The organism is Candidatus Sarcina troglodytae (assembly GCF_015708635.1).
GTDB lineage: Bacteria > Bacillota > Clostridia > Clostridiales > Clostridiaceae > Sarcina > Sarcina ventriculi.
The window spans coordinates 407,767-420,715 of sequence record NZ_CP051754.1; the positions used below are offsets into that span (position 1 = coordinate 407,767).

At 27.6% G+C, this 12,949-nt stretch carries 11 protein-coding genes; 6 read left to right on the forward strand and 5 right to left on the reverse strand.

Features of this window, described 5'->3' with window-relative positions; all coding sequences use genetic code 11:
* The first annotated feature begins 26 nt into the window (after positions 1-26).
* Entirely contained in the window at positions 27-1,328 is a 1,302-nt protein-coding gene (locus tag HH195_RS01810) for a M18 family aminopeptidase (RefSeq protein ID WP_196371355.1), read from the forward strand.
* Positions 1,329-1,416: 88 nt separating this feature from the next.
* On the opposite strand, the gene HH195_RS01815 is transcribed toward HH195_RS01810, so the two are convergent.
* Positions 1,417-1,638, reverse strand: a complete 222-nt coding sequence (locus HH195_RS01815; protein WP_058992740.1) for a hypothetical protein — start codon at positions 1,636-1,638, stop codon at positions 1,417-1,419.
* 196 nt (positions 1,639-1,834) lie between these two features.
* On the opposite strand from HH195_RS01815, the gene HH195_RS01820 reads away from it, so the two are divergent.
* Entirely contained in the window at positions 1,835-2,668 is an 834-nt protein-coding gene (locus HH195_RS01820) for a Cof-type HAD-IIB family hydrolase (RefSeq protein WP_196371356.1), read from the forward strand.
* 100 nt (positions 2,669-2,768) lie between these two features.
* Here HH195_RS01820 and HH195_RS01825 read toward each other — a convergent pair whose 3' ends face one another.
* The 4 genes from HH195_RS01825 to HH195_RS01840 form a co-directional block, all read right to left on the reverse strand.
* Positions 2,769-4,361: a peptide chain release factor 3 gene (locus HH195_RS01825; protein ID WP_055258155.1), complete on the reverse strand. Its 1,593-nt coding sequence runs from the start codon at positions 4,359-4,361 to the stop codon at positions 2,769-2,771.
* A 182-nt stretch (positions 4,362-4,543) separates the two neighbouring features.
* Positions 4,544-5,854 (reverse strand): hypothetical protein, encoded by a 1,311-nt coding sequence (locus tag HH195_RS01830; RefSeq protein WP_196371357.1) that lies wholly within the window; start codon positions 5,852-5,854, stop codon positions 4,544-4,546.
* 187 nt (positions 5,855-6,041) lie between these two features.
* Positions 6,042-7,724, reverse strand: coding sequence for a PTS transporter subunit EIIC (locus HH195_RS01835; RefSeq protein WP_196371358.1), 1,683 nt, complete (start codon positions 7,722-7,724; stop codon positions 6,042-6,044).
* A gap of 227 nt (positions 7,725-7,951) precedes the next feature.
* The gene (locus HH195_RS01840) at positions 7,952-8,797 is read right to left on the reverse strand and encodes a PRD domain-containing protein (RefSeq protein ID WP_196371359.1); all 846 of its coding nucleotides are present in this window, start codon (positions 8,795-8,797) and stop codon (positions 7,952-7,954) included.
* A 218-nt stretch (positions 8,798-9,015) separates the two neighbouring features.
* Between HH195_RS01840 and yidA the strand changes: the two genes are divergently transcribed.
* The 4 genes from yidA to HH195_RS01860 all read left to right on the forward strand — a co-directional run bounded on the left by yidA (position 9,016) and on the right by HH195_RS01860 (position 12,936).
* Entirely contained in the window at positions 9,016-9,816 is an 801-nt protein-coding gene (gene yidA, locus HH195_RS01845; protein ID WP_196371360.1) for a sugar-phosphatase, read from the forward strand.
* A 483-nt stretch (positions 9,817-10,299) separates the two neighbouring features.
* Positions 10,300-10,959 carry a sugar transferase gene (locus HH195_RS01850; RefSeq protein WP_196371361.1) on the forward strand — a complete coding sequence of 220 codons (660 nt, stop codon included), beginning with the start codon at positions 10,300-10,302 and terminating at the stop codon, positions 10,957-10,959.
* Between the two features lie 12 nt (positions 10,960-10,971).
* The gene (locus HH195_RS01855; protein ID WP_196371362.1) at positions 10,972-12,012 is read left to right on the forward strand and encodes a mannose-1-phosphate guanylyltransferase; all 1,041 of its coding nucleotides are present in this window, start codon (positions 10,972-10,974) and stop codon (positions 12,010-12,012) included.
* A 6-nt stretch (positions 12,013-12,018) separates the two neighbouring features.
* Entirely contained in the window at positions 12,019-12,936 is a 918-nt protein-coding gene (locus HH195_RS01860; RefSeq protein ID WP_196371363.1) for a glycosyltransferase family 2 protein, read from the forward strand.
* The last annotated feature ends 13 nt before the right edge of the window (positions 12,937-12,949 follow it).

Genomic DNA, 12,949 nt, shown 5'->3' on the forward strand with positions numbered 1-12,949 from the left:
TAATTAAACTTGAAAGGAGATTTTTTATGAATAACTCAAGAGAAATTGCCCTTGATTTAATAGATTTTGCTTATAATAGTCCAACAGCTTTTCATGCTGTAGAAAATGTAAAAGATAGATTAAATAAAGAAGGATTTATAGAATTAAAAGAAGAGAACAAATGGAGTTTAGTTCCTAAAGGAAAATATTATGTAACTAAAAATAATTCTGCTATTGTAGCTTTTAAAGTAGGAAATGGTGATGTGGCGGAGCATGGTTTTAAACTTGTAGGTGCTCATACTGATTCACCAGGGTTTAGGATTAAACCAAATCCAGATATTGTAGTTGAAAATGCTTATATTAAGTTAAATACAGAAGTTTATGGAGGACCAATATTAAATACATGGTTTGACAGACCATTAGCTTTAGCTGGTAGAGTTACTTTAGAAGGAGATAATCCTCTATATCCAGTTAGTAAACTTGTGAACATAAAAAGACCAATTCTTGTAATTCCAAATCTTGCAATTCATATGAACAGAGAAGTTAATGATGGATTTAAGATAAATAGACAAAAAGATACTCTTCCACTTCTATCTTTAATAAATGAAAAATTAGAAAAAGGAAATTATCTTTTAGAACTTTTAGCGAAAGAATTAAATGTTTCAAAGGAAGCCATTATAGATTTTGAACTTTACCCTTATGAATATGAAAAGGGATGTTTAATGGGATTAAATGAAGAATTTATATCTTCTGGAAGATTAGATGATTTAGCTATGGTTCATGCTGGAATTGAGGCTTTAATTAGCACTGATGTAAATTTAGCTACTAATATAATGATTGCTACTGATAATGAAGAGGTTGGAAGCTCTACAAAACAAGGCGGAGATTCTGAAATGTTATCAATGATTTTAGAGAGAATAGTTTTAGGTCTTGGAAAGGGAAGAGAAGATTTTTTAAGAGCTGTTTCTAAATCATTCTTAATATCAGCAGATTTAGCTCATGCAGTTCATCCAAATGTACCTGAAAAACATGATCCAACTGTAAGACCAGTTTTAAATGGTGGACCTGTCATAAAGATTGCAGCATCTCAAAGTTATGCAACTGATAGTGACACAGCAACTGTTTATGAATTGATATGTAGAAAGGCTGGAGTTAATGTTCAAAGATTTGTTAACAGGTCAGATTTAAGAGGAGGTTCAACAATAGGACCAATATCTTCAACACATCTTCCAATAAGAATAGTTGATATGGGAACTCCAATACTTTCAATGCATTCAATAAGAGAACTTGCGGCAGTTAAGGATCATAGTGATTGTATAAAATCTTTTGAAGAATTTTATAAAATTTAATAAAAAGAAGCTGTATTATTTATAATACAGCCTCTTTTAGTACAAATGTGGTTTAATTTACTTTACAGTAAAGTTAGTTTGTGTAATATTATAGCTTTCCACTATCGATTAAATTGTCAGTATAATCAAATTCTTGAGAAGCAATATTGTTACATACTATTGGGTCTTTAGTGTGATCTGGTAAAGTTGTTTTAGTTTTACCTTCTCCAGAAATTAAATCCTCAGGAGCTGGTTCCAAAAAATTTCTCATATCTGGAGCATAGGTATTATGCTTTACTTTGGTATTTTCTGTAACTTTATTTTTTTGCATTAAAAAGACCTCCCTTCAATTATTTTAATAATATTATTCCACAGAAAAAATATGATTATGTATTTAATAAATAATTGGATAATATAAGGTTAGTACATATGTAATATTAATTTTTAATTATTCAAATTATATAAAAGTAAAAAATAAATATTGTAATAAAGGAGGACATTGCTAAAATACAGCAATAAATTTAATTATGGAATATAAAATGATTTGTATAGATATGGATGGAACTCTTTTAAATAGCAAGCATGAAGTAAGTGAGAGAAATAAAAAAGCAATAAAAGAAGCAATAAAACAGGGAATAGTGGTTGCTATAACCACAGGAAGAATATTTAAATCGGCTAAAATTTATGCAGATTTACTTGGAATAGAAACCCCAATAGTTGCATCAAATGGAGGATTTATAAAAGAGCAAGATAAAGAAGAGATTATATATAAATCTGCATTAACTTATGACCAGCTTAAAGTAATAGATTCTGTTATTAAAAAACATAATTTAAATGTTTATTATAATTTATATAATGGAATAATCTTAGAAAAAACATTAAATGAAAATCATGCCTATAAGCAAACAAACAGAAAAGCTAAAAGAAATGAAGATAAAATAACAATACTTGAAAATGTGGATGTAGATATAGCTTTTAAAGAAAATGAAGGAGATATTTTGAAAGCTATATGTATAGAAAATGAAAATATTGATGCTTTGAATAGAGCAAAAAAAGAATTGAGAGAAATAGAAGGTTTAGAGGTTGTAAGTTCTTGGTCAAATAATTTTGAAGTTATGCCAAAGGGTACATGCAAATGGAGTGGAATAAAGCAACTTGCAAAGATATTAGGAATAAAAGAAAATGAAATAATTTGTATTGGAGATAGTGAAAATGATTTATCAATGATACAAAATGCAGGTTTTGGAATTGCTATGGGTAATGCAAGGAAAGATGTTAAAGAAGCCGCAAAGTATATAACAGATAATAATGAATGCGACGGAGTTGGAAAAGCAATAGAGAAAATTGTTTTAGGAATATAATGCAGACTTAAAATAAAAAACAAGTTACATAAATCTACATAATTAAAATTTTGCAGATTTAGTAATTTGTTTTTTTGTTTAAATTTATATAAAGCTTAGATTAATCAGTAACTTTTCCTACATCAGACAGGATAAGTCCAGAATTATGTTCAAGTGCCCAACTAATACCCCAATCATTTTGGAATATTAAAAGATTTCTATCTCTAAGGTCCTTAACTTTTTTAGTATCTGATGTAAGGTTTAATTTATCAACATCAACATTATCATTTTCTATCCAACGAACATATCTAAATGGTAATCTATCCATTTTTATATCAACGTTATATTCACTTTTAAGCCTAAATTCTAAAACTTCAAATTGAAGAACGCCGACAACTCCAACTATAATTTCTTCCATTCCTATATGAAGTTCTTTAAAGACTTGAATTGCACCTTCTTGTGCTATTTGAGTTACACCTTTTATAAATTGCTTTCTTTTCATTGTATCCACAGGTTTAACCCTTGCGAAATGTTCAGGTGCAAATGTTGGAATACCGTCAAATTTGAATTTTTTAGGGTTTACACATAAAGTATCTCCAATTGAAAATATTCCTGGGTCAAATACACCAATTATGTCTCCCGCATAAGCCTCCTCAACGATTTCTCTATCTTGAGCTAAAAATTGTTGAGGTTGAGTAAGTTTAACTTTTTTTCCACCTTGAACATGGTTAACTTCTAAACCTTTTTCAAATTTACCTGAACAAATTCTCATAAATGCAAGTCTATCTCTATGAGCTTTATTCATATTAGCTTGTATTTTAAATACAAAAGCAGAGAAAGGTTCTTCAAAGGTATCAATTTCTCCTATGCTAGAATTTCTAGGAAGAGGAGATGATGTAAGGTTTAAAAATTCCTTTAAAAATGGTTCAACACCAAAGTTTGTTAAAGCAGAACCGAAAAATACTGGGGTAAGTTCTCCAACTCTAACCTTTTCTTCAGAAAAATCATCACCAGCTATATCTAAAAGTTCAATATCTTCCATAAGTTTTTCATAAAGGTTTTCCCCTAATACATTTTGAATGTTTTCATCATTTATATCAATGATAGTTTCTTTAACTTCATTTTGACCATGATTTCCACCTTCAAAAATAATAACTTTTTCTTCTTTACGGTCGTAAACGCCTTTAAAATCTTTACCAACACCAATTGGCCAATTCATAGGGTAAGATTTTATACCAAGTTCTGATTCAATATCTTCAAGAAGTTCAAAAGGATCTCTAGTTTCTCTATCCATTTTGTTTATGAATGTAAATATAGGAATTTCTCTTAAAGAACAAACATGGAATAATTTTCTTGTTTGATCTTCGACACCCTTAGCACCATCAATAACCATTACAGCAGAATCAGCTGCTATAAGCGTTCTATAAGTATCTTCTGAGAAGTCTTGGTGTCCTGGTGTATCTAATATATTTATACAATATCCATCATAGTTAAATTGCATAACAGAAGATGTAACAGAAATACCTCTTTGTTTTTCAATTTCCATCCAGTCAGATACTGCATGAGTAGCAGCTTTTCTAGCCTTAACAGAACCAGCCATTCTTATAGCTCCTCCATATAACAGGAACTTTTCAGTAAGTGTGGTTTTACCAGCATCAGGGTGAGAGATTATAGCAAAGGTTCTTCTTTTTTTTATTTCATCTATTAAACTCAAAACTTTTCCTCCTAATTATAAAATTTTAGTAATTTATATAAAAATTAATTATTTACAGTAAAATATCTACTTTAAGATATATATTATTATAGATTATTTCTAATAGCAAAGATTATTATAACACAAAAAATAAAAATATCACAAAGCTTATAGCTATAAGGTTTGTGATATTTTTATATAAATTAAAGTGTTTTAAATCTTTTTCTATAACCAAAGTAAATTAATATAGCACTTATGACAAATACAATAGTAAATATCATAAATAAACTTTGATATCCAGATGCACTATAGAAAAAAGCTTTCTTTCCATAAAAGCCTACAAAAGATGATATAATTCCATCAAGTGCTACTGTTGATGCCACTAAAAAGGCTCTTAAATTTTTCTTAACAAGAAGTAGTTCTAAACTGTTTTGTATTGGATGTGTAGCCATAGTAAACCCATATCTAAAAAACAGTGCAATACCTATTACAAGTATTGTAGATGTACCAAATGAAGTACCAAAGGTTAAAAGTAGCATTAACGGTGCTGAGAAAAGTAAAAGTAATGAGAAAGCTTTTATAGCACCTAATTTTTTAACTAGGAAAGGTGTTACAAGTAAAAGGAAAACTTCACCAAAACTTTTAGCTGATATTAATGTTGAAACAACACCTCTTTCAATATGTAGGTAATTACTCAAATATACTGCTAAATTAGGAGCAATTAGAGTAGAATCCAAGCTCATAAGAGTAGAGTATATTATCCATATAATAACATATTTATCTTTAAAAATTCCAAAATCTATGTATGCACTTATTTTTTCTTTCCAATTATTAAATTGTATTGGGTCTCTGAAGTCACTTTCTTTTTCTTTTATGAATAATAAAAAAGATAGACTAAAAATAGTAAGAAGTATACCTAAAATTATTACTATTTTATAAGAAATTAAGTAACTATGTAATTGTAAGCTAGATAATTTATCAATATTTTTTGATAAAAGATTTGCTTTTGTATATGTAATATTTAAGAAGTTTTTGAATATGTAGATAACTAATTTACCATCAAACATTGATACAATAGCTTCAATAAAAACATACAATAATAGAGCTCTTGCAAATCTAAATATTCTATTTCCTATAGAGCTATAAGATACCATAACTAGTATTATTATAAAATTAAATGCTTTATATCCAAGTTGTAGTGCTATTATGTCAAGAGGTAATATGTATGAGTTTGGAATAGTTATAGCTGTAAAAAATGCTACCATAATTAACAGTTCTAAAAAAATCAATATTTTTTTAAAGCCAAATTTATTTATGGAAATTATAACTAAAGTAAGTATAATCATTGCTATTCCTATATAAATAGTAAAATTTTTAGATACATCAGAATTAACAATTCTTATATATGATCTAAAAGCATCATTTATTAATCCAAAAATACCTCCCATAACACCAAATGATAAGGTGAATAAAAGAGCATTTTTATCTATTCGTTTAGTTTCATTTAAGTCCAAAGTTTCACCGCTTTCAAATAATATCTTCTATGATTAATTTTATTAATATAATTATATATCCATATTACCATCAATGAAAATCATTTTCAATAGCTTATAATTATTATATTATAATAATTATTTTTAAATTAGTATAAGATAAAAAATGTTAGAAATAGTTAAAACTATTTCTAACATTTTATTTGAATTAGTCTATATTCATAATTTTTTTAATTTCATTTTTATAACCATCAGCTTTAGCACCGAAAATAGCTTGAACTCCTTTGCCTACTTCTATAACACCAGCAGCACCTAAAGATTTAAGTTTATCCTTATCAACTTTAGATTTGTCTTTAACCTCAACTCTTAATCTAGTTATACAAGCATCAACACTTACTATATTAGATTCTCCACCTAATGCTTCTAAAACAGAAGGAGCTTTTTCAACTATTTCATTATTTCCAGATGCAATATTAGATTTACTTGCAGCAGCTTGTCCTTTAGCAGCTTGGAAATCAGCTTTAGTGTAAAGTTTAGTTTCTTCATTTTCATCTCTACCAGGAGTTTTTAAGTTAAACTTAACTATTAAGAATTTAAATAAGAAATAGTAAACTACTGCGTAAACTGCCCCAACTGCAAGTATCATGTACCAATTAGTAGCAACCCCTGCACCAGCTGGAAGTAATCCAAATAAAGCAAAATCAATAAATCCACCAGAGAAAGTCATACCTACAAATACATGAAGTATATCCATTAGGAAGAATGATAATCCTGCAAGTACACAGTGAACTGCATATAAAACTGGAGCAACAAATAAGAATGTAAATTCTAAAGGTTCAGTTATACCAGTTAAAAATGAAGTTATAGCAGCAGATGCTAAAAGTGAACCAACAACTTTTTTCTTAGTAGGAGAAGCTGTTTTGTACATTGCAAAAGCAGCTGCAGGAAGACCAAACATCATAAATGGGAACTTACCAGCCATAAATCTTGTAGTACCATTAACGATAGTTGCCATAGTAGCAGATGATGCACCAACTAAATCTTGCATACTTCCAAGTTGAGCAAAGTATGCGTAGTTTGCTCCAGCAACAACTGTTTGAGAACCGTTAATAATAACATTTCCTTCAACAAAAGAACTATACCAAAATGGAGTATAGAATATGTGGTGAAGACCAAAAGGAATTAATGCTCTTTCAATTAATCCATATAGGAATGTTCCAATACTTCCAGCATTATTAACACCAAGTGCAATTAAAGCTATACCATCTTGAACAAAAGGCCAAGCGAATGCTAAAATAGCACCAACAACAGCCATAGCAAGTGAAACAACTATAGGAACAAATCTAGTTCCAGAGAAAAATCCTATAACAGGAGGTAATTGAATGTCATAAAATTTATTATGAAGTAGTGCAGTTACAACACCAGTTATAATACCGCCAAACACTGACATATTAAGAGTAAATATACCTAAAGATGTAGTAACGTAATTTTCATATCCAGCAGTAATATTATCTGGAGTTAAAACTCCAAGACTAGTTACACCAAGACCAAGCAATGTGCTTATAACTTGGTTCATTATTAAAAAGCCAAATATAGCAGCTAAAGCTGAAGTTCCTTTTTCTCTATTTGCAAGACCAACAGCAACACCTACTGCAAATAAAATAGGTAAATTACCAAAAACTATGTTACCAACATCATTCATAACTTGTAGAATTATGGTTACAACAGGAATATTAACAAAAGCTATTAATGGTTGATAAACAGCTGGAGCATCAGTTAAAGATGCAATACTTAAAAAGGCACCACCAACACCTAAAAGTATACCTGCAATTGGAAGTGCAGCAATTGGAAGCATAATTGCTTTACCAATTCGTTGTAAATATTGTAGCATAAAAATTTCCCCCTTAAATTTTGATGAGTATTATTGTGACTAAATACAGGGTTTTTAATTTATTACTAAAATAATTCCCAAAAAATAAAAAATGGGTCAAAACGTTCACTTTAACTATAAGTAAAGTGAATATTTTGACCCATGCCTGCATTATCAGTAACACGTCATATCATCTTAACAAGATAATAACATATAAAAAATAACTTGTAAATGCAAATATTTATAATTTATTTTTCATAATTAATTGAATTTTTTATTAATCTATCAATATGAAGTGCTATAAATCCAATTTCTTCATCAGTTAAGTTTATTTCATAATTTTTAAAAATATAAGATCCTAAGAATTTAGCTAGATTGTATGATTCAGGTAGCTTTTCTTTTATGTTATCAAGAAGAGGATTGCTTTCATGAGAATTTTTAATTGCTCTATTTAAAGCAAGTTTAATGTGGATAGCTAATCTATTATAATAAATAGAACTTTTATCTAGTTCAATTTTAAGATTATTTTCTAAAAAATTAATAGAATCTTTTATTATAATAGCATTTTTTCCACCATCAATTGGTGATGTTTTGTTTAATATTCCGTTTATATGCATAGTTACAAAAGCAATTTCATCATCTTTTAAGTGGATTGATAAAGAAGAATTTATAAAATTTATAGCTTTTTCAGCTAAAAGCCATTCATTATCAAATAAAGTCTTAAGTTCATGCTTAAATTGATTTTCAAGAAAAATATCTTCATAATATCTTTCAATAGCAAAAACTAAATGATCTAAAAGAGCAATATAGGCCTTAGAATTTATGCTCCAATCTATATGTTCAGTTAGTATCGATAAGGCTTCTGTTGCGACTCCTATAAAGTTAGGATTTAAAGAATTATAAAGATCCTTAAGATTATCTTTTTTATCATTATGAACTATAAAAGTCTTCTCTATTTTGTTTGTAGCTTCAAATGATGTACCAGGTTTTGCATTAAAACCAATACCTTTGCCCAAAAGTATATACTCATTTTTATTGTAGATATCAGTACAGAGAATAACATTATTATTGAAACTCTTAACTATTTTGAACATAATGACTCCTTTTCTAATAAATATATAAATTATAACAATTTATTCTTAAATTTTCAATTATATAACACTATATTTTACATAATTATTATCTTGTTTAATATAGATTTAGTTACTTATGGTCATTTTAAATTTATTATAACTACTTAAATTAAAATATTAATAATTAAATGTAAGTGATATAATATTTAGAGATTATTAGAATAATAGTGGAGGATAATATGTATAAGTTAATAGCATTAGATATGGATGGAACTTTATTAAATAGTGAAAAAAAGGTTTCAGATAAAACAAAGGAAGCTTTAAAATATGCAACAGATAAAGGGGTTAGAGTTGTTATTGCAACTGGTAGACCAATTGATGGGGTAGAAAGATATTTAGAGGAATTAAATTTAATATCAGAAGATGATTATGTATTAAGTTTTAATGGTGCACTTGTTAGAAATGCAAAAACAAAAGAGGCTATAAGCAAAGATGCGATAAAGGGTGCTGATTATAAATATCTTTATGAAATAAGCAAAGATTTAGGAGTCAATATTCATGCATTTTCTTTGTATGGGTGTCATACTCCAAAGATGAGTAAATATAGTGAGGTTGAAGCTAAATTAAATCAAATAAATATTGCTATAAAAGCGGTTGAAGAAGTTGACTCAGAAGAACCTATAATAAAGGTTATGATGGTTGATGAACCAGAAATTTTAGAAAGAGCAGTAAAGGGATTACCAAAAGAGGTTTATGATAAGTATACAGTTGTTAGAAGCACACCATACTTTTTAGAATTTTTAAGTAAATCGTGTAATAAAGGTGAAGGTTTAAGAAAATTAGCAGAATATTTGAATATAAAACAAGAAGAAATAATAGCATGTGGAGATGCTGAAAATGATCACCATATGATAGAATATGCAGGTCTGGGTGTTGCTATGGGAAATGGAACAGAGGAGACAAAGAAAATAGCAAATTATATAACAAAGACTAATAATGAAGATGGAATAGCACATGTAATTTATAAATTTATAAAGTAATTAAAGTATATTTAAAAGATAAAAATAAGTAAAAGTTTAATATAATAAGCAAAGGAACAAGTTAGAAATTGAATTAATAATATATAAATGATTTTACGTTTATATATTATTAACAATAGCTTGTTCTTTTAATTTATGGTAATAGTTGTGAATAGATACTATTTTATGATATTATATACATAAAATAGAATTATTTGTTTTTAAATCAATTTAAAGAAAATGTTAATATATTATTAATTAGCTACTGTACAAGAATTAATCATCTGTTAATTTAATTATATTACTCAATGATATTTTATGTATTGATAAAAAAAGAAAAAAATTACATATATGTAGAATAATAAGGAAACATTTAAGTTAAGTTTTTTAATAAAAAATGTTAGAATTATATCATAAAAATTAACATATATAATTTAATTTTGTTAATAATACTCTATATGTAATTTAAATAAATTAAAGGGAAAAGTTAAATTAGGAGGATTTATGCAGAATATAAAAGGGATTAAATTAAATTCTAAAATAAGCAATAAGAGCTTTTTGGTTTATAATTTTTTCAAGAGAAGTTTTGATATTATTAGTGCAAGCATAGGTATTTTGTTTTTATTGCCACTATTTATAGTATTAGCAATTCTGGTAAAACTAGATTCTAAAGGACCTATATTTTTCTCGCATAAAAGGATTGGGAAAAACGGAAAAATAATTGGAATTTATAAATTTAGATCAATGGTATCAAATTCTGAGGAGATTTTTAAAAATTTTACAGAAGAACAGAAAAAGGAGTTTGAAAAAAATTTCAAACTAGATGATGATCCAAGAATAACAAAAATAGGGGGATTTTTAAGAAAAACAAGCTTAGATGAGTTACCACAACTTCTAAATATAATAAAAGGCGACATGAGTGTTGTAGGGCCAAGACCAATAGTAAGAGCTGAGGTAGAAAAGTATGGAGTTTGTGCAGACAAGCTATTTAGTGTAAAGCCAGGACTTACAGGATTTTGGCAAGCAAATGGAAGAAGTGATACGACTTATGAGGAACGAGTACAAATGGACATGTATTATATTGACAATAGATCTTTTTTATTGGATATAAGGATAATATTAAAAACCGTTATATCTGTAATAAGAAAAGAGGGAGCAGTTTAGGGGGGAAAATATATGTTATGTGCTTTAATAATGGCTGGAGGAAAAGGGACAAGATTTTGGCCCCTTTCTACAGCTGATAAACCAAAACAATTTTTAAAACTATTAGGTTCGGAAACAATGATTCAAATGACAGTAAATAGAATAAATAAGGAAATACCATTAAGTAGAATTTTTGTGTGCACTACAAAAAATTATGTAGGGCTAGTAAAAGATCAACTTCCAAATCTTAATGTTAACAATATAATAGTTGAGCCAGAAGGCAGAAATACTGCTCCATGTATTGCACTATCTGCTTTAATGATAAAAAGAAGGTTTAAAAATGCTAACATGATAGTACTTCCTTCAGATCATTTAATAAGAGATGAAGAAAAATTTTTGCAAAACATCAAAGAAGCTAATGAATTTTTAGAAAATAACAAGAATGCAATTATAACTTTAGGAATGAAGGCAAATAGAGTTGAAACAGGTTATGGATATATAAAAATAGACAAGGAGTTTTTTGATGGTAATGTAAAGAAGGTTCAATCTTTTATTGAAAAACCTACTTTTAATAAAGCAAGAGAATATTTTGAAAGCAATGAGTATTTGTGGAATAGTGGAATGTTTTTGTGGAATGTGGATAACATAATATCTTTAGTTAGAGAGCATTTACCCAAAACATATGATGCATTGTCTTTTTTATTACATGTTGAAGATAATAAGATTTACAGTGAGGTTAATAAAAATTATAAAAACACAGATGCAATTTCCATTGATTATGGTATTTTAGAAAAAGCTAAAAACATATATATGATTCCTTGTGAGTGTGGATGGGATGATGTTGGAAACTGGACTAGTGTTGAGAGATATAGTGATAAAGATGATGTTGGAAATGTTTTTAAAGCACAGGGGACTTTATACAATTGTAAGAACAATATAGTGTTAACGCATAAAAATATACTCTTAAATGATGTTGAAAATTTGATAATTGTGGAAACTGATGATTATATTATGATTTCGTCTAAAAAACAAGAGCAAGATATTAAAAAAGCAAAAGAATTGTTAAGGGGGTAAGATTATATGTCAATAACTATAATATGTCCTTTATATAAAGGTAGTAATTATATAGATAATTTGCATAAATCGATAATTGCTCAAAAGGATGTAGAAATAAAAGAGGTAAAATATATTCTTACAGATACTAAAGATGATACTGAGGCAAAGTTAAAAAAGCTTAAAAAATGTAAGTATACGGTAGTTGCAGCAAAAGATTTTTCTCATAGTTTAACTAGAGAAAAAGCGGCTATGGAATCAGATGCTGATATATGTGTATTTATAACTCAGGATATATTAATAAATGATGATAAATGGTTATATAAGCTCACAAAACCTATATATGAAAGTAAATGTGATGCTGCGTTTTCAAGGCAAATTTGTGATAATAAATCAATTGAAAAATATACTAGAATGAAAAATTATCCTAAAGAATCTAGAATAACAAGTAAAAAGGATACAGAAAGTCTTGGGATAAGAGCATTTTTCTTTTCAGATGCAGCGTCAGCTGTAAATTTGAATATTTATAAAAAGGTAGATGGTTATGATGGGTTAGACCTTTTAACCAATGAAGATATGTATCTAGCATATAAACTTATAAATAATGGATATAAGATAATGTATAATGCTGAGGCTTGTGTAATTCATTCTCACGATTATAAGTTTAAAACATTATTTAAAAGATATTTTGACCAAGGAGTATTTTTGAAAGATAATTCGTATTTTTTAGACTATAAGGCAAATGATAGTGCGATGGAATTGCTAAAATTTGTTGTTAAGGAGTCTATAAAAGAAAATAATTATAAAGCATTTTTTAACATTATTCCTAATTTTGGAGCTAGATTTTTAGGTAATAAATTTGGTCAAAATTATGAAAAACTTTCAATGAAAAAAATAAAAAAATATTCTTCTAATTCAAACTATTGGGATAGAAAATATAATTAACTATAAGGGGGAT